The sequence below is a fragment of the Arthrobacter ginsengisoli genome, from assembly GCF_031456935.1.
Classification (GTDB): Bacteria; Actinomycetota; Actinomycetes; order Actinomycetales; family Micrococcaceae; genus Arthrobacter; species Arthrobacter ginsengisoli.
Genome location: NZ_JAVDVQ010000006.1, coordinates 65,154 through 91,330, shown reverse-complemented (window position 1 = coordinate 91,330; position 26,177 = coordinate 65,154). Strand labels below are relative to the sequence as shown.

The window sequence follows — 26,177 nt, the reverse complement described above, 5'->3', positions numbered from 1 at the left end:
GGTGTTGCGCTACTTCTTTTCGCTGTCCAGGAACTTCTGGAAGGCATCGTGGGCGGTGTCCGCGGCAGCGGACGCGTTATCACCGGTGATGGTCGCGACGATCGGGCCACCCACGATTTCGCGGGCCTTGCCGACGGTGACAACCTCGGGACGGTCGTGGCCTACGCCGGTCTTGGCGCTGGCGGTGATGGCCTCGGCCAGGTCCTGCGGGTAGGTGGAGGTACCGGCGGGGTCGGACCAGACGGAGGCGCGGGGTCCGGGGACGCCGGCCTTCTGGGCCTCGAGCGTGCGTTCCTTGCTCGTGGCCCACTGGATGAACTTCCAGGCGTTGTCCTGGTTGCCCGATGCCTGGTTGACGGCAAGGCCCCACGACGGGATGTTGTAGGGCTTGGAACCTGCCGGGCCGGCCGGCAGCGCGGCGAAGCCGACCGTGTCGGCGACCTTGGACTTGGCCGGGTCGGTGGCGTTCTTGTACAGCGAGTCGGCCTCGGTGTAGAAGGCGGCCTTGCCCTGGGTAAAGATGGCCATCGCCTCGGGCCAGCTCATGTCGGTGCTGACGTTGGCCGGGCCGTAGTTCTTGATCAGGCCGCCGTAAAACGCGTAGGCCTGCTTGGCGGCGTCGGAGTTGACGGCGGACTTGCCGCTGGCGTCGGTGAAGTCGCCGCCGAAGCTGTAGAGGAAGCTGGAGAACTGGGTGACGGCGGCGGACTTGCCGGTGCGGGCCACGAAACCGGCGGTGTCCGGGGAGGAGGCTTTGATGGCTTTGGCCGCTGCCTCGAGCTCGTCCATGGTCGTGGGAACCTCAAGGCCGGCGGCCTTCAGCAGGTCCTTGCGGTAGTAAAGCACTTCGCGTTCGGTGATGATCGGGACGCCGACCACCTTGCCGTCAGCTGTGGTGGCCTTGACCGGGCCCTCCTGGTAGTCCTTCCAGTCCCAGCCGGAGTCCGAGGACACCTTGGACGTCAGGTCGGCGAGGTAGCCGTTCTTGGCGAACGCCTTGCCCTCCTGGAGCGGGCGGTACATCATGACGTCGATCTCGTCGCTGCCGGCGTTGAGCTTGACGTTGTACTGGTCCGAGAGCTGGTCTTCGCCAAGCTGGGTGAGCTCCACCTTGAGGCCGCTGGACTTTTCGAATTCCGGAATGGCCGCCTTGATGCCTTCGGTCCAGACGTGGTTCGCGAGGGTGACCCGGACGGTGCCGGCGGCTTTCGCGTCGCTGCTGCCGCTGGCTCCGCCGCAGGCGGTGAGACCCAGAGACAGTGCCGCGGCGACAGCCGCGTACTGCATGATCGAACGTCGCTTCATTACGACTCCTTGGTTCCTTGGGGGCTGGATGTCACCGTCCAGCCGGCTGCAGATGCATCTTTACATCTGTTCTGGAAGCGATCTTAGATAAATAAAGCAGACTTAAACAACCCCTTGTGGGCCACGAGTATGATTTATTTATGACAACCCCAAAGGCGGAGTCCTCAACTGACCTGCATTCCGTGCTGGTCCACAAGCTGGGGCTCGCTATTGCCGAGGGGACCCTGGCGCCGCATTCGATCCTGCGCCTGGACGAGCTTGAGGCGCAGCACAGGGTATCCCGCTCGGTGGTCCGGGAGGCCACGCGGGTGCTCTCCTCCAAGGGAATGCTCGAATCACGACGGCGGCTGGGGACGGTGGTGCAGCCCGAAGAGAGCTGGAACGCCTACGATCCGCTGGTGATCCGCTGGCGCCTGGCCTCCTCCAGGCGGCTGGAGCAGCTGCAGGCGCTGAACGAACTCCGCGGCGCGATCGAGCCCCAGGCTGCCCGGCTCGCCGCCGGGCGCGCCTCCTGGGACGCCGGCAGCGATCTGGTCGCCCAGGCCGCCCGGCTCTGGGCGGCGGGCCAGCGCGGCGACAACGACGAATTCCTCCGGCTGGACATCCTGTTCCACGCCGCCGTGCTCAGGGCCTCCGGCAACCCCATGTTTTCCCAGCTGCACAACCTCGTCACCGAGGTCCTGACCGGACGCACCGAGCACGGCCTGATGCCGCACCTGCCCAATCACGAGGCACTGCAGCTGCACGTGGATGTCGCCAGCGCCATCCAGCGCGGCGAGGCGAACGCGGCGCACGCCGCGATGAGCCGGATCGTGGAACAGTCCTCCGAGGAGATGGGCAACATCTGGTCCAGCCGCCAGCAGCCGGCCGCCGCCGAGCCCAGCACCTAAGCCCCGGAATCCGGCCCTCGGTGTCTGTGTGCGCCGGTGTGTTCAGTCTTCGGTGGGAGTGGTGCGCAGCGGGTGGTAGTTCCGCCAGCTGTGCTCCGGCGCGTAGCCGAGCAGGCGCTGGGCCTTGGCGATCGAGAGCAGGCTTTCGTGCCTGCCCAGTTCCTTGACCACGGGAACGGCGGGGAACACCTCGGCGGCGAGGCTGGCGCTGGTGCGGCTCATCACGGTATCGGCGTTGGCGATGATAAACGCCTCGAACCCCGGGGCGCCGTGCTCCAGGGCGCGCGCCACGGCCTGGGCCCCGTCCCGGCCGTCGATGTAGCCCCAGAGGTTCCACTTGCGCAGCGTCGCGTCGGCGTCGAAGCCCGGGAACTCCTCATAGTCCTCCGGGTCCATCACGTTGGAGAAACGCAGCCCGGTGATGCTCAATTCGGGATCCCAGCGGGTGAACTGGATCGCCATCTGCTCCTCAAGGTGTTTCACCAGCGAGTAGGTGCTCTCCGGACGCGCCGGATATTCCTCGTCGACCGGCAGGTACGGAGGGCCGACGTCGAACGGCAGACCCAGCACCGTCTCACTGGAGGCGTAGACAATTTTCTTGATCCCGGCCCGGCGGGCCCCCTGGAACACGTTGTACGTGGCCTGCATGTTGTGTTCGAAGGTTGCGGCGTCCGGAGCGTGTCCGGGGGCGGGGATCGCTGCCAGGTGCACCACCGCGTCGAACCCTTCGTGCCGGTCCTCAAGGCCCAGGAGCACATCGACCACCTGGCCGTAGTTGCGCAGCTCCACCTCGGCGTAACCGTGTCCGCGCGTGCCGGTGCGGTCCAGGTTGATGACTTCGTGGCCGTCACCGCTGAGCCGCCGGACAACGCTCCGGCCGAGCTTTCCGCTTCCGCCAGTAACAGCAACTCGCATCGGTTCTCCTCGGGTCGTGGGGATTTGTTCCACCCTAGGGCCGGCCGGGGAGGCTGCACACCCCCTTCGGCCGGACCGGGCGGTTCCCCGCGTGACTTTCGGCCCTAGGCGGTGCCGGGCGGACCGGGCAGGCTGGGTGCCATGAACGCTGATCAGCGGATAGTCGTGGGCGTGGACGGTTCGGATTTTTCGACGACGGCGCTTCGGCTCGCCGGGCGGATGGCCGCGAGCCTGGGGGCGCCGCTGGAAGTCGTCACCTGCCTGGGCACGTCGGACCTCTTCCTGGCCTCCCACCTGCCTGAGGAGCGCTCGCCCACCACCACCCAGCTGGAGGAGACGGCCAAGCGGCTCGTCGACGAGTCCCTGGAACGCGCCTTCGGCGGGACCGTCCCGGAGAGCCTCACCCGGACCGTGAAGTTCGGCCCTCCGGCCAAGGTCCTCGTGGAGGAGAGCCGGGACGCCCAGCTCCTGGTCGTCGGCCGGCGCGGCCGGGGCGGCTTCCTGGCGCAGGTCATGGGATCGGTCAGCGGTGCCTGCGTGGCACATGCCCACTGCCCGGTACTGGTGGTTGGCGAGGAAACGGGACAGCACCAGGCGAGGGGATGAACCGCAGCTGGTGGCCGGTCCGGGCGCACTGGGTACTCACCGGCGCCACCGGCGGCCTGCCGCTGCGCGGTCGGTCGCACCGGCCGCACACCGCGGACACCGGCGCCGTTCCCGGCCCGGAAAGCTAACAGGCATGGCGCAGCTGCAGGCATCAGCACGGACGCGGCGGACGGAGCATTCCGGGCGGCCCGGACAAATCGTGGGCTGCTTCTTCCTGTTCACTGGTGGCATCCACTTCGGAATCGCCGCCGCCGGCCCGGAGTCCTACCGGCATTTCGCCGACGAGGCGCTGCTGCCGTTTATCACCGCCGCCTGGCGCGAGGTCTTTATGGCCAATCCCGCCGCCTGGGGCCTGGTCCTGTCCGTGGGCGAGGTTGGGCTGGGGGTTCTGCTGCTTCGCGGCGGACGGTGGGCCACCGCCGGCTGGGCCGGAGTGATCGCGTTCCATCTGGGCCTCTTGCTGTTCGGCTGGGGATTCTGGCTGTGGAGCGTCCCGGCGTTGGCGTTCCTTGTCCCGTCCGCAATCGCGCACTGGCGAAGCCAGCATCCGGATGAGAAGCACCCGCCCGAGAAAGGCCACACCGCATGAGCCGCTCCCCTGCATCCGCCCGGCTCCGCGGTCCGCTGGCCGCCCTTGCCGCGGCGGCGGCCGCCGCCGGATACGTTCTCGCCGTCCGGCCCCGGCTGCTGAACTGGGGGGCCACCTCACAGGAGTCCGCCGGCCCGCTACCCGGCGACGAACTCGTCCAAACGCCGCGGATGCAGAGCACCCGCGCCGTCACCATCAACGCACCGGCCGAGAGTATCTGGCCCTGGCTCGTCCAGCTGGGCGCGGGACGCGGCGGAATGTACAGCTATGACCTGCTGGAGAACGCCGCGGGCCTCGGAATCCACAGCACGGACCGGATCCTTCCCGAATACCAGCAGCTCGACGTCGGCGATCTCATCCCGCTGGGTCCCGACGTCGGCATCCCGGTCCGGCGCCTGGAGACCGGATCCGTGCTGGCCCTCGGCGGAAGCATGGATCCACGCACCGGGAGGATCACCGCGCCCGGCAGTGCCACCGCGGGACCGCGGCTGGAGCTCGGCTGGACCTTTGTGCTGCAGCCCGTCGACGGCCGCACCACCCGGCTGCTGTCCCGCACGCGGTACGACTATTCCCCGCTGCCCGTGGGACTGATCCTCCGGCCGGTGCTGGAGCCGCTGCAGTTCATCATGGAACGGCGCATGCTGCTGGGCATCAAGTCCCGGGCCGAGGGCCGCGGCCGCTAGCCCGGCGGCGCTGGCCAAGCCACACCAGCCAGGCGGCCGTTGGACCATGACCTTGTGCCCTACGCCGGCGGACCCCACAGCCATAGCGTGGAGATCCAGGGCGGTGCGTGACACCCGCCGGGTTCCGGGAGGCAAACGGTGCAATCGGCACGAACAAGCATCATCGCCGGCGTCACATTGCTGGCGGCGGGCCTTCTGTTGCTGCTTGATCTGCTCGGGATCCTTGACAGTGCAGCCCTCGTCTGGCCGCTGCTGTTCGCTGCGGCCGGGACCGTTTTCCTGACCCTGTTCCTGCGCAGCCGGGACAACTGGTGGGCGGCCATCCCCGGCTCGGTATTCCTGGGCCTGGCGGCGGTCATCCTGATCACGCTGCTCTGGCCGCGCGCCGCGGCGGACTGGGCCGCCGCCTTGCTGTTCCTGTTCATGGGCACAGGCTTCGGCGCCGTGTACGTGCGTGAACGTTCCAACTGGTGGGCGCTGATCCCCTGCGGGGTGATGCTGACGCTTGCCATCGTGGTCGCCCTGCCGCCAGCTTGGGAGGGCATGCCCCTTGCCGCGGTCCTGTTCCTGGGCCTGGCCGCCACGTTCGCTTCGCTGTCCCTGGTTCCCGTTTACCCCGCCCCCGGCTTCCACCCTGCCTCCAGCCCCGGTTCCGGTGAGCCTGCGCAACCTGCAAGGATGAAGTGGCCGCTGATCCCGGCAGCGGTCCTGGCCGTGCTTGGGCTGATCTTCGCCGTGCAGGCCACGGTGCTGGTCACCGCGAGCGAATTCCTGGTCCCGGCGCTCCTGCTGCTCGCCGGCGTGGCGCTGCTGGTGTACGCCTACCGCCACCGGGCCGGCGGACACCATAAGGTGCACGGGATCTGACGGGTCGACGGCGGACTCAAGCAGTTACACCTGGGGATTGGGCTCGGCCCGCAACAGGTAGTCGACGAACCAGTCCCGGGCCAGGATGGCTGCCGCCGCCAGCGTCCCGGGTTCTTCAAAGAGATGGGTGGCGCCCTGGACCACAGCCAGCTGGTTGGGGCAGCGCATCATGGACTTCGCTTTGCGGTTGAGCTCCAGCACCTCGTAGTCGTAGCTGCCCACGATGAGGAGCGTCGGCGCCCGGACGGCGGACAGCCTGGGCCCGGCCAGATCGGGGCGGCCGCCGCGGGAGACGACGGCGTCGATTCTGGCGGTTGGTTCGGAGGCCGCCCAGAGCGCGGCGCCGGCGCCGGTACTGGCGCCGAAATAGCCAACCGAGCTGGATTCCGTGTCCAGCCGGGCGGCGAGCCAGTCAGTGGCTGAGGAGAGCCGGCGGGCCAGCAGTTCGATGTCGAAGACGTTGGCGCGGTTTCGTTCCTCCGCCGGGGTCAACAGGTCCAGGAGCAGGGTGCCGAGTCCGGCCTGCTGCAGGATCCCGGCCACGTACCGGTTCCGCGGGCTGTGCCGGCTGCTGCCGCTGCCGTGCGCGAAGAGCACCACGCCCGGGGCCGGGACCGGCAGGTGCAGCTGGCCCTGGAGCCGGACGCCGCGCGACGGGATTTCGACTTCCGCGTCGAACTCGGCGGCGTCCTGCATCCCGGCAGCGACCGTCGCCCGGGAGTCCGGCGTCGAGTGCTGCAGCCGCCGGGCCGCGGCGTCGAGCAACTGCACCACCTCGTCGTCGTCGGTGGGGGAGAAATCGCGGTAGTGGTAGCCGACGGCGGAGAAGTGGTGCGGGGTGGCGAGGCAGACGAGCTCGTCGGGCTCGGTCAGGTTACTGAGCGTGTCGGCCGGGGCAACCGGAACAGCCAGGATCACCCGTGCGGCGCCGAGCTTCCGGGCAACGCGGCAGGCGACCCTGGCCGTGGAACCGGTGGCGATCCCGTCGTCGACAATCACGGCGATGCGTCCGGTCAGGTCCTGGCGCGTCCTGCCCTTCCGGAACCGGGCTACCCGGTTCTCCAGCACGGCGCGTTCGTGGTCTTCGACGGCCTGCAACTCCGCGTCGCTGACCCGGGCATGGGCCAGCACGTGTTCCTCCAGCACCCGGGCGCCGCCCTCACCGATCGCGCCCATGGCAAGCTCCGGCTGGTACGGAAGTCCCAGCTTCCGCACCACGATCACGTCCAGCGGTGCGTCGAGGGCGGCGGCAACTTCGAACGCGACCGGGACGCCGCCGCGGGGCAGACCCAGGACCACAATGTCCTGGCCCCGCAGTTCCGCGAGCCGCCTTCCCAGCTGCCGGCCGGCGTCGACCCTGTCTTCGAAAATGCTCATTGGTACGGCTTTCCAATCGAGATGTCGGCCGCCGCCTCATCCAGGCATACGCTCCGCAGGCTGGGAAAATGACCAGCTGACCGCTCCCTCCCACTATCTGTCAGGAACCCGCCGGAAGTGAGGGCCTTTGTGCCCGGTTTAGCCGGCGCCCCTCAGCCCCGGGAATTCCGCGGGACAACCAGTGCCGCGAAGGACCCGCCGGCACGCACGTCGAGGTTTAGGCCGGAGGCGCGGCGGCAGGCGCCGACGGCATCCCGGCGGTCGTTTCCAGGATGGTGCGGACGGTGTCCTCGTGGGCCAGGATCCGGAAGTGGCCGCCAGTGTCCAGCTGGATATTACAGGCGCCGGGCAGCACGCTGCCCTCAGGGATATGCGGATCGAAGAGCCCGTAGAGCGAGGTGATGCGCTCGTTGACGCGTTCCTCCCGGGCCAACTGCATGGTCACCGCGCTCCGGGGCGAAAAGGCGCGCAGGCTCGGCAGCAGCATCAGCGAGGCGTAGCGCGAGCCGGAGAAGGGCGAGCAGACTGCCACCATGCCGGCGATCCGGCGTTCCGGATCCAGCTGCATCATCACAAATTTGCCGATCAGCCCGCCTTTGCTGTGGGCGACGATCACCACGTCCGAAAGGTCACGATCCCGGATGTATCCGGCAATCAGATCCGCTGCCTTGGGCACGGCCAACCCGTTCCGGCGCAGCAGGGTCAGCACATGCACCGGATGGCCTTCTTGGTGAAGCCGCCGGACCAGGGGCAGCATAAAGCGCCAATCCTCGTAAACTCCCGGAATCACGACGATAGGCCGCCCGGTGCCGCCGAGGAAATCATCGGGGCTGGTCCGGGAAACGGCGCTGAGGAGCTGCCGGCCCGCGGCGTAGAGGTAATCCCGAACCCACCAACCGGCGGACTGCAGGACCCCGCTCATGCCGGGCGCTCCTGGGGAGTTTCCCTGGCCGTTCGGCCGATGCGGGCGAAGTCCAGGATGGCTCCGGCGACTTCCACGGAGCGGTTGTGCTGCACGACGTGCCCGGTGCCTTCGATTTCGAGCAGTTGCCCCTGGGCTGCGCGTCCGGCCAACCGGCGGCACCACCCTGAGGAGGCGACCGGGTCGTTGGCCCCGCGCAGGACGAGGACCGGCGCCGTGACTCCGGTGATCCGTACTTCCGTGGGGTAATCCATCATGACGCGCAGGGTTTTCAGGTACCAGCCCGGGCCGCAGCGGAAGTAGTCCGTGAAGACAAGGGCATTCGAGGAGGGGCTTTCGAAAAACAGGCTGTCCCGGCCGAGCGCCAGGGCCTGCTGCACCACCGTGCGGCGCAGCGGATCCACCACCGGCGCCATCAGGACCAGTTGGGAAATCCGGCCCGGTTGCTGCAGCGTGGCTTCGATCGCGAACTGGGTTCCCATCGAGTGCCCGACGAGCACGAACTCCAGGACGCCCAACTGCTCCAGCGCGCCGAGGAGGTAGCTGGCGTGGTCCGCGACGGGGAGGGTCTTCTCTGGGCGGGGCGTGGCGCCGAAGCCGGGCAGGTCGATCGAGTAGGTGTCAGCGGATTCCGCCAGCAGCCCGTGAAGTTTGCTGAGGTAGCGGTGCGAGACGCCGATTCCGTGGATCAGTACGACGGCGGGCCGTGCCGTCGCGTGGCCGGCCGGTCCCTTGGAAACGAACACATGGCCAAGCTGGCCTGCGGCCTCAATCTCAAGGCGTTCGGGCCTGCTCATGATGGCTCTTTTCTGTTCAGTGCTTCCTCGTAACGCCGTGGTCAGCGTACAGTAAGCATACTGACGGAATCCCGCCGGTCAGCTGTCGCGCTTGTCCCGCTCGCTGAATTCCTCGTCAAGGTCGTAGTGCCTGAACTCGGTCTCCGGATTGGGTTCGCCGTCGGCCACATATTCATAGTCCAGTTGCCTTTGGACCTGGCTGTCCAGGACCTGCAACTCTTTGTCCGCCACCGTGCTGAGGTCCTCCGGGAATTCATCGTCCGGCGTGAGGTGCAGCTTCTCGGTCATGGCACGCCTCTCTGGACCGGGAAGGGTGGACCCGTAAATGCGGTGTCCCGGCCGCCTTCAGAATAGCCGGGCGCGGCCGGGAAGGGGAATACGTCCCGGAGGCGGTCGGCCCCGGCACCTGCCCGGGGCGCAGCCCGAGACGGCTCAGCGCCGGGCTCCCCCGGATTTAAGCCTGGACAGACAGTGGGAAAAGCCCGGACCGGACTTTTCCCGCTGTCAAAACGAACCAGGCCGGACCGTGCGCTAGGCCTGGCCCGGCTCGGCGCCGACGTTAACGAGCCAGTCGGTCCCGAATTTGTCGGTGCACATGCCGAAGATGTCCCCCCACGGCGCCTTCTCCATGGGCACGGTGACCTTTCCGCCGTCGGCGAGCTTGTCGAAGTAGCCGCGCAGTTCGGTCTCATCGGAGCCGCTCAGGGACACGGAGATGCTGCTGCCGGGCGTGTAGTCCATCCCATTGGGAGTGTCCGCGCCCATTAACACCAGGCCCTTCTCCGAGGTCAACATCGCGTGCATGATCTTGTCCTGCTCGGCGGCGTCCTCGCTGGCGTGATACTCGCCGAAGGTGCTCATGTTCAGTTGGCCGCCGAAGACCGACTGGTAGAAGGTCATGGCTTCTTTCGCGTTGTCGCGGAAACTCAGGTACGGGTTCAGCGTGGTCATATCCGGAACTCCTTGCAGCTGGGGCACCGGCCAGGGGGTGCCGCGGTGCGGCCGCGGCCGGCACGCTATTACAGGGCATATCCTGCCCCAAATTAGCCGTTCAGGGTAGGTGCCTGCTGTAGTCGTGCCAGCGACATGCTGTAGCCGCGCCATCCCCGTCGGGTTGAGGATCACTGCGTCCACTCACCGGAGCATCGCCGCGGGTGTCCCAAGTTCAGACCCAGGCGCCGGCACGGTTCCGTCGTCCTCGTAGGCGGCCGCACCAGCGAGGTCGCGGCCGGCGATGTAACCGAAGGTCAGGGCCGGGCCCAGGTTGATCCCGCCGGCCGGGTAGTGGCCGCCCATCACACTGGCCTGGTCATTGCCGGCAACGTACAGCCCGGCGATCGGCTCGCCGTCGTCGTTCAGCACGCGTGAGCGGGCGTCCGCCGCCAGCCCGGCGAAGGTGCCGAAGCTGCCGGGAACGACGCGGACAGCGTAGAAGGGGCCCTTCTCGATCGGGCCGAGCGACGGGTTCGGCCCGGTCTTGGAGTCCCCGCCGTAGCGGTTGAACGGCGTCTCGCCGCGGCCGAAGTCCGGGTCCACACCCCGCCGCGCGTTCCGGTTGAACTCTTCAACGGTGGCCTGCAGCCCGGCGGGGTCGATCCCGCAGTTCGCGGCAAGCTCCTCCAGCGTGCGGCCCTTCTTGAGGTAGCCGGAGCGCAGGTAGGGCAAGAGGGGAACGGGCAGCGGCTTGGCCATGCCCAGCGGGAACCTGCGGACAAAGCGGCTGTCGGCGATCTGCCAGGACTCCGCCGTCGTGCCCTCCGGAGTGGCCTCGAGCATCGCGGTGACGTAGTCGTAGTAGCCGTCCGCCTCGTTGACGAAGCGCTTGCCGCTTCGCAGCACGCCGATGCTGCCGGGTTTGGCGCGGTCCATGATGTGCGGGAAGGTGCCGGTTCGGCCGCTGCGGTACGGCACCAGCGAGACGGGGCACCAGGCGGCCGCGGATTTCACGTCGGTCTTGAAGTGGCCACCCACTGACTGGCCCAGGCTGATGCCGTCGCCCGTGGTTTCCTTCGGCGCAAGCGTCCAGTGTTCCCGGCCTGTCGGGGTCTTGGGGAAAAGTTCCTTTCGCCGGGCAACGTCGTTGGGGAAGCCGCCGGCCGCGAGCACGACGCCGCGGGAGGCGTTGATCTGCAGCTCTCCTTCCGGTGAGCCGACGACGGCGCCGGTCACGGTGCCGTCCGAGTCGGTGAGCAGCCGCCGGGCCGGGGTGGAGACGCGGATGTCCACGCCCAGGTCATCCGCCGACTTCATCAGCCGGGCGGTGAGGGCGGTGCCGTTGACGAGCTGCATGTTGCGCCGGTGGGTCAACAGGTCCAGGACGTGAAGGCCGGAGCGCCAGCTGGCGTGGAAGAGTCCCTTGAGGTTGCCGTGGGAGGCGGACAGGAATTTCGCGAGATCAGGTCCGGCCATGATGCCCATGCCCAGAAACGAGGTTTCGTAGAGCTGGTGGCGCGTCTTGGCGCGCAGTTCGGGCTTAAGGCTGCGGGCGTTGAGGGGTTTGGGACCTACCGAGCGGTGTCCGGTGCCGGCGCCGGGGGTCTTGCCGTAGACGTCGTTGATTTTGGCGCCGGGGACGAACTGCAGGGCGGTTTTGTCCTGGAAGAACCCGACCATGTGGGGGACGGCTTCGAGGAAGGCATCCACCTTGTCCGCCTGGTAGTACTCGCCCAGCCGGTGGCGCAGGTAGGTGCGGAAGGTTTCCTTGTCCTCGTTGACGCCGTCGGACTTGGCGAGCGGGTTGCCCGGGGTCCAGGCCCAGCCGCCGGACCAGGAGGTCGCTCCGCCGCAGACGTCTGCTTTCTCCACCACGATCACCGAAAGGCCGTGGTACGCGGCGGTCACGGCGGCGGCGAGGCCGCCGGCACCGGATCCGATCACCAGGACGTCGCAGTCGAGGGTGCGGCCGGGGGTGGGGACAGGGGGTGGGTTGGCTGGGGCTGCATTCATCGGGTTCTCCATGGTGGTTCTTCAGTGTCCGTAATCGTCGGAGTCCAGGCGCGGGCCGGCTCCGGTGTCCAGGGCCGTGATGGCGTCCAGCTGCCGGGCTGTCAGTTCGAAGTCGAACACGTCAAGGTTTTCCCGCTGGCGGGCGTCCGACGCTGACTTCGGTACGGCGACCCGGCCCTGCTGCACGTGCCAGCGCAGCACAATCTGGGCAGGCGTCCGGCCGAGTTTCCCGGCCGGACCGGTGACGGCCGGGTCGGCCAGGAAGCTGCCGTTGCGGCCCAGCGGGCTGTAGGCGGCGGTGAGGATGCCGTGCGTCCGGTGGTATTCCAGCTGAGCGGGCTGGCCGTGCTCCGGGTCGAGCTGGACCTGGTTGAGCGGCACTTCGAGTCCGGCGGCGCGCACCTGCTCCAGCTGGGCTGGTTTGAAGTTGGAGACTCCCCAGGCCCGGATTGACCCGTCCCGGAACAGTTGTTGCAGGCCTTCGCAGGCCTCGACAAACTGCCCCTGCGCTGGGTTGGGCCAGTGGACCAGGAGCAAATCGAGGTAATCGACGCCGAGGCGGCGGGCTGCCCGGGCCGCGGCGGTCCGGACGCCGTCGCGGCTGTGCCACTCCCGGTTGATCTTGGTGGTGAGGAAGACCTCCGCGCGGGGGATCCCGCTGCGCCGCAGCCCCTCCCCCACGGCGTCCTCGTTGCCATAGCTTTCGGCGGTGTCGATGTGCCGGTAGCCGTTCTGCAGCGCCCGGGTCACGGCGCCGGTGGCGTCCTGCCCGGTCATCGGCCAGGTCCCCAGCCCGATCAGCGGAATGCGGACCCCGGGGGCCAGCTCGGCCGTCGTGGTGTCCGGGGCTTCGAGCCGGTTCACCGGGTACCCGCCGTTTGCAGGAGGTCAGCTGCGGCGAGCACGGCGTCGGCGCCGGCCTTGAGCGTGCGGGCCCAGCCCAGCTCACCGAGGGAGGCGACCCTGCGGTCCGACGGCGATTCCACGCTGACCGGAAGGTCCGCCGGGAACGCGGCCACGAGGCCGGCGAGGTCGAATTCGCCCTCGCCGGGGATGCCGCGTTCTGAACGGGATTCCCGGACGAGGCCGTCCCGGTCCTCCGGGCGCCGGGCGGGTCCGTCGCAGAGCTGGAGCAGCGGGACGAGGTCCCGGCTGGCGTTGAGCTCCTCGAACGTCCCGCCAAAGCGGTTCAGGTGCAGCGCATCCACGACGATCTGGCAGCCGGCGGCGCGGGCGAGGGAAGCGGAGTCCGGGATGGAGTGGACCATCTGGTAGGAGATCGGTTCCAGGGTGGGGACGATCCCGAAGCCCTTGCCGTCCTCAGTCATCCGGGCCAGGTTGTCCGCGAACCGTGCCGTGTCCGGGTCGGAGCAGGCGATGGTGACGGTGCTCGCGCCGAGGGCCTGGCCGGCGGCCATCATCTGCAGCCATGCCTCGCGCTGCTCGCTGCCGTCCAGAAGCAGGAATTCAATGTCCCGGACGGTCACGCCGGTATCCCGCATCCGCGACAGCGTTTCCTTCAGCATGGGTGAACCCGGCTGCAGGTCGTAGGCGCGTTCGGACGCGGTGACGGGGCGCACGCGGGCTCCGATGAAGTCGAAGCCGGCCTGCGCGGCGATGGTCACCAGTTCCGGCGGCGCCGTGGTGACGAGGGAGAGCTGGGCGATTCCCAGTTGGCGTTTCGGGCAGGTCATGATGCTGCTCCATTCAGGGTCAGTTCGGGGAGGTCGCGGTCGGCTCCGGCGAGCATGGAGGCCACCCGCTGGGCGGCGTCATAGCCGCTCTTCACCGCGTTGGAAGCGATCGCCGGGGTCTGGTCGACCACGGTGCCGGCGAGGGTGACCGGCACGCCGGCGGCGCGGCTCAGCTCGGTGTCCCGTTGGCGGGCCGACACGGAGCCGTCCAGCGGCAGGACCGAGCGGGAGACCAGGATTTCCCCGGGGGCGTCCAGCCAGTCGCCGCTGCTGAGCCGGACCCGGGCGCCGTCGTATTCCTCGATGCTGACGCCGAGCCGGATGCGGACCTGCGGGTTGGCCTCCAGCCGGGGCACGGCCAGGATTTTGGCGCGGCGGCCGGATTCGGGGGCGATGACCTTCTGCGGCCCGATCAGCAGAACGGCGCTGCCGCGGTCCGCAAGGGTGTCCGCCACACTCATGGCTACGGAGTCGGCGCCCCAGATGGTGACAGCTTCGGGGACGTCGCCGCCGGCCAGAACGTCGGGGTGGGCCGCGAGCCATTCGCGAATGTCGGAGACTTTGGGGGAGTTGCCGCCCGGGAAGCCGGCGCCAGGACGGGACCCGCCGGTGGCCAGTACGACGGCGTCGGCGCCGGTTTCGCGGGCCAGCGCGGCGACCTCGTTGGTGTCCGCCCGGGTGCCGAGTCGGAGGTCGATGCCAAGCCGGGCGTTCTCCTCGACGGACCATTGGGCGAAGCGGTGGAAGTCCGGCGTGGATTTCATCCGTTCCGCCAGGGCGAACTGGCCGCCGGGGCGGGCGCCGTCGTCGAGCACGGTCACCTGCACCCCGGCCTCGGCGAGTTCGCGGGCGGCGGTCAGGCCGGCGGGTCCGGCGCCGACGACGACCACCCGGGTACCCGCCCGGACAGCAGGAGTGGGGACGGGGACACGGGAACGCCCGACGGCCGGGTTCACGGTGCAGGTGACCTGGCCAAGGCCGAGGTTATCGATGCAGACGTTGCAGGCGATGCAGGGGCGGTAGCGTTCGCCGGACAGCACGCCGCCGACGAACGCGGGATCGGCGTGGATGGCGCGGGCCAGGCTCACGAAGTCGCAGGTGCCCTCGCGGAGAACTTCCTCGATGATCGCCGGGGAATTGAGCCGGCCGGCCATGCCCAGCGGGAGTCCGAAGCGGCGGTAGGCCCGGGCATAGTCAGCGAGAATGCCCGGCTTCCACTCGCCGGACTGGACGATCCATTCGCCGGCCTCGTAGCTGCCGGCGGAGAGGTCCAGGAAGTCCAGCTGGTCCAGGTGCGCCCTGGCGATGATCTCGAGCTGCCGGTCCGCGCTGATGCCGTCCTCGGGACCCTCGACCACGGAGACGCGCATGCCGATGATGGCGTCCGGCGCGGCGGCACGGACGGCGTCGATGACAAGGTTCAGGAAGCGTTCCGGGGCGGCGAACTCGTCGGTGCGGTGGTTGGAGACCGGCGACATGAACTGGTGGATCAGGTAGCCGTGCGCGCCGTGGATGTTGATGACGTCGAAGCCGGCCTCCACGGCGCGGCGGGCGGCCGTGCCGTAGGCCTCCACGAGCTCAAGACACTCAACGGCGGTGAGCTCCCGGGGGATCTCGCCGCCGGCAACGGCGCAGGGCACCGGGGAGGGTGCCAGGTTCTTGAACCCGGACAGTGCCATCTGGGCGGTCCGGCCGCCGTGGTTAAGCTCGACGGCGGCGAGCGCGCCCTCGGCGTGCAGCGCGTCGGTGAGGGCGCGCAGCCCGGGGATCATCGCGTCGGTGTGCAGGCCGAGCTGGTGGGTGCGGCCCTTGCCGTCCGCCCTGACGTAGGTCGCTTCGGTGGTGACCAGTCCAAGCCCGGCCTTGGCGCGGGTCACGAGGTAGTCGATGTACTGCTCCGTGATGTGGCCGTCCGTGGTGCCGTAGTTGCGTTCCATCGGGGCGGAGGCGAGCCGGTTCCGGAGGGTCCGCGGTGTGCGGCCCTTGCGGCCAAGGGTGAGGGGACGTGCGGCATAGAGTTCGGTGGTCATTGTTTTCCTTAGCCTGCGGCCGGCGTGCGGGTGGTGAGTTCTGCTGCCGGGGCTTCCGGGGCGGCAGCCTGGCCGGTGATGCCCAGCTGGTCGACGGCGGCGAAGCGCACCGGGGCTCCGGTGCGGGAGGATTCGTAGACGGCCAGCAGGATCCGCAGCGCCTTGGTGGCATCCTCGCCGGTGATGGCCGGTTCCGTGCCGTTCTCCAGGGCGGCCACGAAATCGCGGACCTGGCTGGTGTGGTGCGGGATCAGCTGGCCGTTGATCGTGGCGAGGTCCACGTTGGGGCGGACCCCGGCCGGGTGGACGGATTCGGTGCTGATGGTCTCGCCGACGGCCCAGAGGTCCACGCGGCCGTCGCTGCCCTCGGGGAATTCGGAGAGCGAGGCGGACGCACCGGTTTCGCCGGTGATGCGGATCTGCACACCCAGGCTGGGCGAGACCGCCGTCGAGGCTTCCAGGGTTGCCATCGCGCCGGAGGTGAAGGTGAGAACTGCGGTGGCGGAGTCTTCCACTTCGATGTTGGCGCCGTGCTTGTAGCTGTTGATCTTGCCGTAGACCTCGGCAATGTCGCCCATGAACCACTGCAGCAGGTCGATGTAGTGGATGGCCTGCGTCATCAGCACGCCGCCGCCGTCGTTTGCCCAGGTGCCTCGCCAGGCGTCCTTGGAGTAGTACTCCGGCTCGCGGTGCAGCATGACCGAGCACTGGCCCATGATCGGTCGGCCCAGGGTGCCGTTGTCGATCGCGGCGCGGATGCGCTGCGCGCCGGGCCAGAAGCGGCGCTGGAAGAGCACACCCAGCTTCACGCCGGCGTCGGCGCAGGCAGCCGCCATCCGCTCGGCCGAGGGCAGGTCTGTGGAGATGGGCTTCTCGCAGAGGACGTGGACTCCCGCCGCGGCCGCCTGCAGCACCACTTCCTCATGGGTGGGGTGCGGCGTGCAGACCGAGATGATGTCCAGGCCGAGCTCCAGGAGCCCATCCACCGTGTTGACCACGTTCGGTACGTCCCAGGATTCGGCTGTGAGACGGGCCCGGTCCAGGTCGATATCGCAGACCCCGACGATCCGGACATTTTCCAGGGCACCGAAGGCCTCGAGGTGGTTGCGGGAAATGGCGCCGCAGCCGACGATGCCGACGCGGAACGTTCGGGTGCTGGCGGATGCTGGTGAGGTCACGGGAGGATCAACTTTCTGGTGCGGGGAAATGTTGGGGGCCGGGTGTCGGCGGCTGGCCGGGGCGCTGCCCGGCCGGCCGCCGTCGTCGGTGCCGTTATGCGGGGTATTACGCGTCTGCCGTGGCGCGGCGGGCGGTTCGCTCGGTGCGCGGCAGGCCGAGCTCCTCGAGCGGGGTCTTGTGCGTTTCGCGGGCCGTGGCGATGGCGATCGAGGAGACCGCCATGCAGATTACGGTGAACCAGGCCACCGGCATCCAGCCGTTGGGGCCGGGCTGGGCCAGCAGGGTGGCGATCGCCGGGGCGAAGCCGGTCAGGATCAGGCCGATCTGGTTGCCCATGGCCATTCCGGAGTACCGGACGGCTGCCGGGAACATCTCCGGGAAGAAGACCGGCCAGACACCGTTCCAGCAGGAGTAGAAGAGGGACATATTCAGGAAGCCGAAGACGAAGATCAGCGGGATGCTGTGCTCGCTGATGGCCCAGAAGTAGCCGAAGGATGAGATCGAACAGCCGAGGGCGCCGACCAGGAGGACCTTCTTGCGGCCGAACTTGTCCGAGAGCAGGCCGGCCAGCGGGATCGTGAACATGGACAGGCCGATGGTGATGGCGTTGACGGACAGCATGAGGGTCCGGTCCAGCCCGACTCCCTTGCTGGTGGCGTAGGCCAGGGCGTAGACGGTGAAGGTGGTCTGCATGACGGAGAACAGGGTGATGATGACGATGCGGAGCACGTCGCGCCACTGGGTCTTCAGAACACGGAGGGCAGGCGCGGAGTGCGCCACCTCCGCAGCCTTGACCTCTTCGAAGACCGGCGGCTCGTCCAGGCGCGTGCGGATCCAGTAGGCGACCAGCAGAACCACGACGGACATCCAGAACGGGACACGCCAGCCCCAGCTGAGCAACTGCTCCTCGGGCAGGGCGGCGAGCGGAATGAAGACGATGGTGGAGAGGACCATGCCGGAGGCATAACCGGTCATCACGAAGGAGGTGAAGAAGCCGCGGCGTCCATCCGGGGAGTGTTCCATGGTCAGGGTGGACGCACCCGCGGCTTCGGCGCCAGCGGAGAAACCCTGGGCCAGGCGGCCGACCAGCAGGAGCGCGGTGGCCCAGTAGCCGATCTGATCGAAGGTGGGGAGGAACCCGATTCCGATGGAGGCGACGCCCATGATTACGAGGGTGATCATGAGGGCCTGCTTGCGGCCGACCTTGTCACCGTAGTGGCTCATCACAATGCCGCCCAGCGGTCGGGCGAGGTAGCCGACGCCGAAGGTGGCCATGGCGCCGAGCAGCGCGACCACCGGGTCGCCGCCCGGGAAGAAGATCTTGGGAAAGACCAAGGCTGCGGCGGTGCCGTAAATGAAAAAGTCGTAGTACTCCAGGGTGGATCCCAGAAAGGACGCCAGAGCTGCCTTCTTCGGGGTCTTGGCCGGAAGGTCTTCGACGCGATCCCGGCTGGACGCCGCGTCGGGGTGCTCGACGTCCGCGGGCAAGGGCTGAACGGGTCCCATAGCGTCTCCTCATTGAGTGTCTTGGTGGCCGGCACCGGTGCGGTGCGGCTCGATAAATTGGGCGGAGCTCCGAATGCCAGCGGGCTTGTGGGCTGGCGTCGTCCGCCCGGTCCGTCGAATCCGGACCCTTGCCGGAGTATGTGTTCCATGTCACAGGCGTTTGGTGCTCTGAGAAAAACTCTAGGACCAGGGTCGGCCGCCCGGGCAAAACATCCCATTCAACGGGACCGGTTCTGCAGGGCAGTCAGGGGTGGCGTGCGGCGTGCATGGAGAATGCGCGGTCAGGATGCGGCGAGCCAGGGACGGGTGCCGTAGGGCCGGCGTTCGGCGCCCATTGTGCGGGACAGGCCGCGGCCGGCCGCGACCAGCACTGGCAGGATCAGCTGCGGGTCGTCGTGAACAGTGGGAAGCACTACGGAGATGGCCCCGATCACGCTGTTGCCCTCGCCGAAGACCGGCACCGCATAAGCCGTATTCTCCGGGACCAGCACGCCGGTCATGCGGACGTAGCCGCGCTCGCGGATCAGTGCCAGGTGGGCGCGGAGGCGAGCGGGATCGGTTTCCGTGGCGGGCGTCGTTTTCTCCAGCGGTCCGGCCAGGAACCGCTCCTGTACCGCATGGGGCATGTGCGCCATCATGGCCAAGCCCGGCGAGGTGCTGTGGATGCCGAGCCGGCCGGCGACGGCGGCCAGGTTCGTCGCGGTGCCGTGCTGGTCCAGCTGCTCGACGTACAACACGGTGCCGGATTCGACGTCGGGGATCGCGAGGGCGACCTGCTGCCGGACCGCGGCGTGGACGCCTTCCAGGAACGGCAGGCCGCGGCGGCGGATCTCCTCTGCCGGGTTGCTGCGGGCGGCGAGCTCCCACATCTTCATGCCGACGCCGTAGTCCCCGGTCGCTCCGCGGTTCAGCAGCCCGCTCGCGACCAGATCGTTGGCCAGCCGGTGGGCCGTGCTGCTGGACATTCCGGTGGCGCGGACCAGCTCCCCGAGCGACAGCCGCGGCTGGTCTTTGGAGAACGCGTTGAGGATTTTGACCACCCGCTGGATGACAGACTCTCCCGACGCCGAGTTCGCCATCCGATCCTCCCGCGCCCATGACGGCCCTCGATTGGGGCCTTTGTGCCAATATAGCCCGCCGTCCGGAAGTAACCTTGGGACAACAGAAGGGGGCAGCATGGAACTGCGGCAGATCGAGTCGTTCCTTGCCGTTGCCGAAGAACTCCACTTCGGCCGGGCCGCGCGCCGCCTCCGGATGGCGCAGTCCCCTTTGAGCCAGACGATCAAGAAGCTGGAGAAGGACCTCGGCACGGATTTGTTCGAGCGCAACACCCGGGCCGTTTCCCTGACCACGGCCGGCTTCGCCTTCCTGCCGCATGCCCGGAAGATCCTTGAGGAGTTGGACCTCGCCCGGCGCGCGGCCACAACGGACAGCGGCACCTTCTACGGACGCCTCAGCATCGGTTTTTCCGGCGCGCTGAACCACCGGACGCTCCCGCCGCTGACCCGCGCGCTGAGGCACCGCTATCCGGACCTGGCTCTGACCCTGCACGGCGGGCTCCTCACCCAGGACGCCGTGGACCAGTTGCGCAACGGGGCGCTGGACCTTGCCTTCATCGGGCTGCCCGTCGACGCGCCATCCCTGGCCACCCGGCGAATTACCGTGGAACCGCTCGGCGCCACCGTTTCAGTGGATCACCCGCTCGCCGCCCGGAGGTCGATCGCCCTGATCGAACTGGCCGGGGACGGCTTTGTGACGATGCCGGAGGCCCAGGGATCCACCCTGCGGGAAGCAACGTTCTCCGCCTGCATGGCCGCGGGCTTCCGCACCAGGGTGGTCCAGGAAGTCTCCGACCCCTACACCGCTCTGTCCCTCGTGGCAGGCGGTGTGGGGGTCAGCTTGATGCCCGATTCCGTCGCCGGCATTATGCCGGGCGGGACGGTTTTCATTCCCCTGTCCGGGTCCGCGCAAATGCTGGTCTCAGGGATCGCATGGAATCCAGACCTCGTGTCCCCGGCTCTGGCGTTGGCCCTGGAAATCGCCAACGAAGTATTACCGGCGCCGGAAGACTAGGCCCATAACCCCGCTCACTATGTGTTTTTCGCACATAGTTATTGACGGAGTAAGTGTTGGACAAGTCACAATCCATTCCTCACCATTGAGGGACCCCAAGAATGTGACGGGCCCCACTGGGGCAGCTCCCGGCATTCACTGAATCAACGAAGAGGATCCACCCCATGGCAATTTTCGCCGTCACCTATGCCTACTCCGACGCCACTTCCGTGGACCGGGACCAGCACCGCCCCAGCCACGTGGAGTTCCTCAAGTCCCAGCTCGACGACGGCCGGCTGGTCAAGAGCGGCCCGTTCGGCCCCGGGGAGGCTCCCGGCGCACTGCTTATCATCAAGGGTGACTCCAAGGCCGACGTCGAGGCTCTCATGGACGAGGACCCGTTCTTCCGTCACGACCTCATCGAAGCCCGCAGCATCCGGCAGTGGAACATCTTCTTCGGCGCTGACGACGCCAGCCGGAACTGAGGCCCTGGCCATGCTCACAGCACGCACCACGGCCAAGGAAACCATCCGCTATGAAGAGGTGGCCGAGCCGGTCCTGGAATCCGGCCGTGCCCTGGTCCGCGTCCACAACGTGACCCTTTGTGGCACCGATCTGCACATCTGGGAAGACGACTACCCCACCGATCTGCCGATCATTCAGGGGCATGAGTTCTCCGGAGTCGTCGAGGCGATCAGCGAGAACACCGCCGGCCTCCGCGCCGGAGACCGGGTTGCCGTCAGCCCGATGACCTATTGCGGCACCTGCCAGCCCTGCCGGCTGGGCCGCCACAACGTCTGCCGCAACATCGGCTGCATCGGCTGCTACTCCGACGGCGCCCTGGTGGAACTGCTCAGCGTCCCGGTCGATAAGCTCTGCAAGGTGCCGGAGGAGCTGACCCTGGACCTGGCAGCCATGGGCGAACCGGCGTCCATCGCGATGCAGGCGGTGAACCGCGGCCGCCCCACGGCTGGGGAAACCGCGCTGGTATTGGGCAGCGGCCCGATCGGGCTGCTCGCCACGTTGTACCTGACAGATCTCGGAGTGACGGTCATCTCTGCGGATACCGAAGCGGACCGGCTGGACCTTGCCCGGACGTTTGGCGCGGCCGAAACGCTGCTGGTCGATCCGGCCGCAGGCTTTCCTGACGCCGCTCAGACCGCCCGGGTGGACGGGCTGACCGAGGGCTACGGCCCGGTCCTGGTGATCGAAGCGACCGGCGTTCCGTCTTCGCTCGAAAACGCCATCCGCCTCGTCGCCAGCGCCGGCCGGATTGTGCAGGTCGGCATCTCCCCGCGCTCCGCAAGTATTTCCATGAAGGATATTCCCTTCAAGGAGCTGGACCTGATGGGCAGCCGCAACAGCCTGAACCTGATCCCCGACGGGCTGGCCCTGCTGGCCCGGCATCCAGACCAGGCCCGAGCCCTGATGACGCACCGCTTCGGCTTCGAGGACCTGCAGCAGGCCTACGAACTCATGCGCAGCCGCACCGAAAAGGTCGGCAAGGTCCTCATCCAAATGCCCGCAGTACAGACCGCCACGCGCACCGGATCCGGCCGCGAGGCTGTTCCTGCCGGAGCCTCGGCATGAACATGGGCGAAGGAAGCAATGCAGTCCTCACGGCGCCGGATCTGGTGGCCGCCCGGTACGACGTCGTCATTGTCGGAAGCGGAGCGGCCGGGCTAGTGGCCGCCGTCCGCGCGGCCGACGCCGGGCTCAGTGTGCTCGTCGCGGAAAAGGCAGCCCAGATAGGGGGCACCTCGGCCGCCGGTGGTGGTGTGATGTGGGCCCCGAACAACCATCTGGCCCGCGCCGCCGGTTTTAGTGACAGCCATGCAGACGCCGTCGCCTATCTCACCGAGGCCGCGGGGCATGTGCTGACCGCCGAGGAGATCCAGTGGTACGCCAGCACGGCCCCGCGCGCGGTCGAATACCTGAACAGCAGCACCAGGGTGTCCATGGTCCCCATCGCCCGCCCGGATTACCACATGGAATGGGCCGGTTCGGCCGACGGCGGCCGGGGCCTGGACAACAATGCCTTTGACCCCGCCGGTTACCCGGACCTGGCGGACACCATCCGCCCGTCGTCCTATTTCCCGCTGCTGACGATGACCGAACGCGACGAACTCAACGGCCGGGCAGCGGACCCGGAGTTGCTCGCCCGCCGCACGGCCACCGGCGTGCGGACCATGGGTGGCGCCCTTGTGGGCAGCCTGGTGGCCAGTGCGCTGGACCGCGGCGTTCAAATTGCTGCTTCCTCCCCCGCGGAGGACCTGGAACGGAGCGGGAACTGCTGGAATGTCACGCTGGGCGGCGCCGCTGGCGGCAGAACCGTGCAGGCGACTGCTGTCGTTCTGGCCTCGGGCGGCTTCGAGTGGAACCCGCGGCTGCGCAGGGCGTTCCTGCCCTTCCCCGTCACGCCGGTCAGTGCGCCGTCGAATGAGGGTGACGGGCTTGAGCTCGGGCTGCAGGCCGGCGCCACGGTGTCGGATATGACCGCAATCTGGGGCGTGCCGGTCATCGCCAGTCCGGCCCACCGGTACGACGGGCTTCCCTCTGGCAGGATGGCCAACGTCGAGATGACCCTGCCCGGATCCATCACAGTCAACTCCGCCGGGATGCGGTTCGTCAACGAGGCACTCAACTACCATGATGCCTGCCGCGTGTTCGCCTCTGTGGACCCGCACACAGGGCGCCAGCAGAACGATCCGGCCTGGCTCGTCTGCGATTCCGGCTACCTGGCCAAGTACCCCGTTGCCGGATCCTCTCCGGGAACGGCGCCCGAATGGATGACGACGGCGGAAACCCTCGGGGAACTGGCGGTGAAGCTGGGCATCAATCCGGCCGGCCTCGCCGCGACGGTGGCGAAGTTCAACACGGACGCTGCCGCCGGCGTCGACACCGAATTCCACCGCGGGTCCACGCCCCAGGACCGCTTCCTCGGGGACTCGAACAACACACCGAACCCCTGTCTGGCGCCGCTTATCACCGCGCCGTTCCACGCTGTGCCGATTAGGGCCGGCGTCCTCGGTACCTCTGGCGGACTGGACACCGACTTTGACGGCCGCGTGTTGGACCGCCACCGGCAGCCGATCGCCGGGCTCTACGCGGCGGGTAACGTGTCCGCCGGCGTCTTCCGCAACAACTACCCCGGCGGCGGCGCGACACTCGGCTCCGCCATCACGCGGGCCTTCGCCGTCGGCGAGCACGTGGCGCACGAGTTCGCCTCCGCGCCGGCCCGCGGGTCCAGCACCCCGACCTTTTCCTAACGCAGGAGTTCCAATGTCAACGACGACTTTGCCCACCGAGCACCCCACGCAGTCCACGCAGTCCACGCACCAGCGCAAGCAGGCTAAACGCGCCGCGGCGGCCGCATACCTGGGCGGCATGCTCGAGTACTACGACTACTTCATCTACGCTTCGGCGGCGGCCCTCGTCTTCGGCAGGATCTTTTTCCCGGAGGCCGGCGGAGCGGCTACCCTCGCCTCACTGGCAACCTTCGGCGTCGCCTACGTGGCCCGCCCTTTCGGCGCAGTGATCCTGGGTCACTTCGGCGATAAGGTCGGCCGCAAGAACGTCCTGGTCTTCACGCTCGTGCTGATGGGCGGCTCCACCTTCCTGATAGGTTGCCTGCCCGACTTCAACACGATTGGCATCTGGGCCCCGATCCTCCTGGTCGTCCTGCGGATTTGCCAGGGACTCTCGGCCGGCGGCGAGACTGCCGGCGCCAGCACGCTGACGATCGAGCAGGCCCCAGCCGCCAAACGCGGCTTGTATGGCTCGTGGGCACTCAACGGCATCGTCTCGGGCCTGATCCTCGCAAGCCTGGTGTTCCTGCCGATCGCCGCCCTGCCGGAGAAGGAACTGCTCAGCTGGGGCTGGCGGGTGCCGTTCTGGTCCTCCCTGCTGGTGCTGGTCCTCGCCTACGTCATCCGCCGCACCCTGGACGAACCCCAGATCTTTGAAGAGACCAAGGAGCACCACGAGACTGCCAAGCTTCCGCTTGTCACCGTGATGAAGGACCACGGCTGGGATGTGGTCCGGGTTGGCTTCGCTTCCTTGTTCACGGTGGTCAACACCGTCGTCACGGTTTTTGCCCTGTCGTTCGCCACCCAGTCCGTGGGCCTCTCCACAGCGTCAATGCTTTGGGTGACCATCCTGACCAACATTGCCGCGCTGTTCACCCAGCCCCTCACTGCCCTGCTCTCCGACCGGATCGGTCGCAAGCCGGTCTTCGTGACCGGCTGCCTGGGCAGCGCCGTCGGAATCTTCTTCTACTTCCAGGCCATTTCCACCGGGAGCTTCGCCCTGATCATGGTTGCCGGGCTGGTCACCACGTCGCTGTTCTACAGTGCGGCCAATGGCCTCTACCCGGCCTTCTTCTCGGAGATGTTCGATGTCAAGGTCCGCTACACCGGCGTGGCCGTGGGACTCCAGCTGGGACTGCTTATCGCGGGCTTCAGCCCGGCCATCGCCACCTGGCTCAACGGCGGAGACAAGACCAACTGGCTGCCGGTTGCCACCTTCACAGCCGTGGTCTGCGTGCTCGCTGCCATCGCAGCCACAACGGCCAAAGAAACCTTCCGCACCCCACTGCACCTGCTCGGCCAGACGGCGGAGCAACAGACGCGCTGATACCTGCGACAGGACAGGGACCGGCGGCGGTACCTCCCGCCGCCGGCCACTGGCCATTTGTCCGTTCCGACTTGCTCCGGCCGCTCAGGCCGTCTGTCCGGCGTGCTCGCCTTCTTCGATTTCCTCGAGCAGCTTGTCGTTGAAGGCAGGAAGGTCGCGCGGGCTCCGGCTGGTCACCAGACCCTGGTCGACCACGACTTCCTGGTCACTCCAGTTGGCGCCGGCGTTCTTCAGGTCGGTCTGCAGCGTGTGGTAGGAGGTGACGTTCCGGCCGCTGATAACGCCGGCGTCGATCAGCAGCCAGGGCCCGTGGCAGATCGAGGCCACCGGTTTGTGCTGCTCGAAGAAGGCACGGGCGAAGGCCTGGGCGTCCTTGTCGACGCGGAGATGATCCGCGTTGACCACTCCGCCGGGGATCACCAGGGCATGGAAATCGGATGCCTGCGCCTCTGCGACGGTGAGGTCGACGGCGAATGTCTCCGCCTTCTCCGTGCCCTTGTAGCCCTGCAGCTTTCCGCTCTTGGGCGCCACGAGCGTGGGCTCTCCGCCGGCTTCCTTCACAGCGTTCCAGGGGCTGGTCAGCTCCACCTGCTCCACGCCGTCCGTGAGCAGAAAGGCGACCTTCTTACCGGAAATATTGTGTCCTGACATGCGTCCTCCTCTGGTGTCCGGCGGGGTTCCGCCGCCGTTGAACCGGCCGGAATCCTCCACCCGGTGAGTTTGATGCCTTACAGGATTCACTCTAGGAAGCCACAAAATAATAAGCAAGCTGATGATGCTGCCCGGCCTGCCCGGAGGGTGAAGCTGCACTCTTTCCAGCGCATCGCGGCCTCGCTACGCTGGCGGGAGGACTGCTATCCGAAAGAAGGCCGCGATGGACGAACAACACATCCTGGAACGCATTTCAGCGCTGGTGGACGAGGAGCAGGCACTTCGCGAGAAGGCCCCGTCCTCCTCGCCGGACTACGAACACGGGCCCGAACACGCCCGGTTGAAGCGCATCGAGGAAGACCTGGACCAGTGCTGGGATCTCCTCAGGCAGCGACGGGCCAAGCTGCAGTACGGCGAAAACCCGGATGAGGCGCAGCCCCGCCCCGTCAAACAAGTGGAAAACTACGAGTCCTAGGCTCCCGGAGCCGCCCGGCCACAGGGGCGGCGGATTGCTTGCGGCTAACGACGGCGGG

The 26,177-nt window shown here is 67.9% G+C and carries 27 protein-coding genes; 12 read left to right on the top strand and 15 right to left on the bottom strand.

Features of this window, described 5'->3' with window-relative positions:
* Window positions 1–9 precede the first annotated feature (9 nt).
* A complete protein-coding gene (locus J2X01_RS08930; RefSeq protein ID WP_310055852.1) occupies window positions 10–1,305 on the bottom strand; it encodes an ABC transporter substrate-binding protein in 1,296 nt (431 codons plus the stop codon).
* Window positions 1,306–1,445: 140 nt separating this feature from the next.
* Here J2X01_RS08930 and J2X01_RS08925 point away from each other — a divergent pair, with 140 nt between their 5' ends.
* Window positions 1,446–2,195, top strand: coding sequence for a FadR/GntR family transcriptional regulator (locus tag J2X01_RS08925; RefSeq protein WP_310055850.1), 750 nt, complete (start codon window positions 1,446–1,448; stop codon window positions 2,193–2,195).
* Window positions 2,196–2,237: 42 nt separating this feature from the next.
* On the opposite strand, the gene J2X01_RS08920 is transcribed toward J2X01_RS08925, so the two are convergent.
* Window positions 2,238–3,110: an NAD-dependent epimerase/dehydratase family protein gene (locus J2X01_RS08920; RefSeq protein ID WP_310055847.1), complete on the bottom strand. Its 873-nt coding sequence runs from the start codon at window positions 3,108–3,110 to the stop codon at window positions 2,238–2,240.
* 141 nt (window positions 3,111–3,251) lie between these two features.
* On the opposite strand from J2X01_RS08920, the gene J2X01_RS08915 reads away from it, so the two are divergent.
* The 5 genes from J2X01_RS08915 to J2X01_RS08895 all read left to right on the top strand — a co-directional run bounded on the left by J2X01_RS08915 (window position 3,252) and on the right by J2X01_RS08895 (window position 5,855).
* Entirely contained in the window at window positions 3,252–3,716 is a 465-nt protein-coding gene (locus tag J2X01_RS08915) for a universal stress protein (protein WP_310055844.1), read from the top strand.
* Entirely contained in the window at window positions 3,713–3,844 is a 132-nt protein-coding gene (locus tag J2X01_RS08910; protein WP_310055841.1) for a hypothetical protein, read from the top strand. Before J2X01_RS08915 ends, J2X01_RS08910 begins: the two co-directional genes overlap by 4 nt.
* 5 nt (window positions 3,845–3,849) lie before the next feature.
* On the top strand, window positions 3,850–4,305 hold the full coding sequence (locus tag J2X01_RS08905; protein WP_310055838.1) for a hypothetical protein: 456 nt from the start codon (window positions 3,850–3,852) through the stop codon (window positions 4,303–4,305).
* On the top strand, window positions 4,302–4,988 hold the full coding sequence (locus J2X01_RS08900; protein ID WP_310055836.1) for an SRPBCC family protein: 687 nt from the start codon (window positions 4,302–4,304) through the stop codon (window positions 4,986–4,988). Before J2X01_RS08905 ends, J2X01_RS08900 begins: the two co-directional genes overlap by 4 nt.
* Before the next feature lie 138 nt (window positions 4,989–5,126).
* Window positions 5,127–5,855, top strand: coding sequence for a hypothetical protein (locus J2X01_RS08895; protein ID WP_310055834.1), 729 nt, complete (start codon window positions 5,127–5,129; stop codon window positions 5,853–5,855).
* Between the two features lie 24 nt (window positions 5,856–5,879).
* Here J2X01_RS08895 and J2X01_RS08890 read toward each other — a convergent pair whose 3' ends face one another.
* From J2X01_RS08890 to J2X01_RS08835, 12 genes are all read right to left on the bottom strand, one after another.
* Complete coding sequence (locus tag J2X01_RS08890) at window positions 5,880–7,232, bottom strand: phosphoribosyltransferase family protein (protein ID WP_310055832.1); 1,353 nt, start codon at window positions 7,230–7,232, stop codon at window positions 5,880–5,882.
* 217 nt (window positions 7,233–7,449) lie between these two features.
* A complete protein-coding gene (locus tag J2X01_RS08885; RefSeq protein WP_310055831.1) occupies window positions 7,450–8,154 on the bottom strand; it encodes an esterase/lipase family protein in 705 nt (234 codons plus the stop codon).
* Complete coding sequence (locus J2X01_RS08880) at window positions 8,151–8,951, bottom strand: alpha/beta fold hydrolase (protein ID WP_310055829.1); 801 nt, start codon at window positions 8,949–8,951, stop codon at window positions 8,151–8,153. The genes J2X01_RS08885 and J2X01_RS08880 overlap by 4 nt, the downstream gene beginning before the upstream one ends.
* A gap of 78 nt (window positions 8,952–9,029) precedes the next feature.
* Window positions 9,030–9,239 (bottom strand): hypothetical protein, encoded by a 210-nt coding sequence (locus tag J2X01_RS08875; protein ID WP_310055827.1) that lies wholly within the window; start codon window positions 9,237–9,239, stop codon window positions 9,030–9,032.
* A 243-nt stretch (window positions 9,240–9,482) separates the two neighbouring features.
* Window positions 9,483–9,902 (bottom strand): VOC family protein, encoded by a 420-nt coding sequence (locus J2X01_RS08870; protein ID WP_310055825.1) that lies wholly within the window; start codon window positions 9,900–9,902, stop codon window positions 9,483–9,485.
* A gap of 183 nt (window positions 9,903–10,085) precedes the next feature.
* Complete coding sequence (locus J2X01_RS08865; protein WP_310055823.1) at window positions 10,086–11,897, bottom strand: FAD-dependent oxidoreductase; 1,812 nt, start codon at window positions 11,895–11,897, stop codon at window positions 10,086–10,088.
* A gap of 21 nt (window positions 11,898–11,918) precedes the next feature.
* Entirely contained in the window at window positions 11,919–12,761 is an 843-nt protein-coding gene (locus tag J2X01_RS08860; protein ID WP_310055821.1) for an aldo/keto reductase, read from the bottom strand.
* Window positions 12,758–13,591, bottom strand: coding sequence for a sugar phosphate isomerase/epimerase family protein (locus J2X01_RS08855; protein WP_310055819.1), 834 nt, complete (start codon window positions 13,589–13,591; stop codon window positions 12,758–12,760). Before J2X01_RS08855 ends, J2X01_RS08860 begins: the two co-directional genes overlap by 4 nt.
* The gene (locus J2X01_RS08850; protein WP_310055817.1) at window positions 13,588–15,621 is read right to left on the bottom strand and encodes an FAD-dependent oxidoreductase; all 2,034 of its coding nucleotides are present in this window, start codon (window positions 15,619–15,621) and stop codon (window positions 13,588–13,590) included. Before J2X01_RS08850 ends, J2X01_RS08855 begins: the two co-directional genes overlap by 4 nt.
* 8 nt (window positions 15,622–15,629) lie before the next feature.
* Window positions 15,630–16,799, bottom strand: coding sequence for a Gfo/Idh/MocA family protein (locus tag J2X01_RS08845; protein WP_310055815.1), 1,170 nt, complete (start codon window positions 16,797–16,799; stop codon window positions 15,630–15,632).
* A 106-nt stretch (window positions 16,800–16,905) separates the two neighbouring features.
* Window positions 16,906–18,306 carry an MFS transporter gene (locus tag J2X01_RS08840; RefSeq protein ID WP_310055814.1) on the bottom strand — a complete coding sequence of 467 codons (1,401 nt, stop codon included), beginning with the start codon at window positions 18,304–18,306 and terminating at the stop codon, window positions 16,906–16,908.
* Between the two features lie 281 nt (window positions 18,307–18,587).
* Entirely contained in the window at window positions 18,588–19,385 is a 798-nt protein-coding gene (locus J2X01_RS08835) for an IclR family transcriptional regulator (RefSeq protein WP_310055812.1), read from the bottom strand.
* 97 nt (window positions 19,386–19,482) lie between these two features.
* On the opposite strand from J2X01_RS08835, the gene J2X01_RS08830 reads away from it, so the two are divergent.
* The 5 genes from J2X01_RS08830 to J2X01_RS08810 all read left to right on the top strand — a co-directional run bounded on the left by J2X01_RS08830 (window position 19,483) and on the right by J2X01_RS08810 (window position 24,993).
* Window positions 19,483–20,379, top strand: a complete 897-nt coding sequence (locus J2X01_RS08830; RefSeq protein WP_310055810.1) for a LysR family transcriptional regulator — start codon at window positions 19,483–19,485, stop codon at window positions 20,377–20,379.
* A gap of 164 nt (window positions 20,380–20,543) precedes the next feature.
* A complete protein-coding gene (locus J2X01_RS08825) occupies window positions 20,544–20,843 on the top strand; it encodes a YciI family protein (protein ID WP_310055808.1) in 300 nt (99 codons plus the stop codon).
* Window positions 20,844–20,853: 10 nt separating this feature from the next.
* Window positions 20,854–21,948 carry an alcohol dehydrogenase catalytic domain-containing protein gene (locus J2X01_RS08820; RefSeq protein WP_310055806.1) on the top strand — a complete coding sequence of 365 codons (1,095 nt, stop codon included), beginning with the start codon at window positions 20,854–20,856 and terminating at the stop codon, window positions 21,946–21,948.
* Entirely contained in the window at window positions 21,945–23,627 is a 1,683-nt protein-coding gene (locus J2X01_RS08815; RefSeq protein ID WP_310055804.1) for an FAD-dependent oxidoreductase, read from the top strand. Before J2X01_RS08820 ends, J2X01_RS08815 begins: the two co-directional genes overlap by 4 nt.
* Window positions 23,628–23,640: 13 nt before the next feature.
* Window positions 23,641–24,993, top strand: coding sequence for an MFS transporter (locus J2X01_RS08810; protein ID WP_310055802.1), 1,353 nt, complete (start codon window positions 23,641–23,643; stop codon window positions 24,991–24,993).
* Between the two features lie 84 nt (window positions 24,994–25,077).
* Here J2X01_RS08810 and J2X01_RS08805 read toward each other — a convergent pair whose 3' ends face one another.
* On the bottom strand, window positions 25,078–25,644 hold the full coding sequence (locus J2X01_RS08805; RefSeq protein WP_310055799.1) for a type 1 glutamine amidotransferase domain-containing protein: 567 nt from the start codon (window positions 25,642–25,644) through the stop codon (window positions 25,078–25,080).
* A 223-nt stretch (window positions 25,645–25,867) separates the two neighbouring features.
* Between J2X01_RS08805 and J2X01_RS08800 the strand changes: the two genes are divergently transcribed.
* On the top strand, window positions 25,868–26,119 hold the full coding sequence (locus J2X01_RS08800; protein ID WP_310055797.1) for a DUF2630 family protein: 252 nt from the start codon (window positions 25,868–25,870) through the stop codon (window positions 26,117–26,119).
* Window positions 26,120–26,177 lie beyond the last annotated feature (58 nt).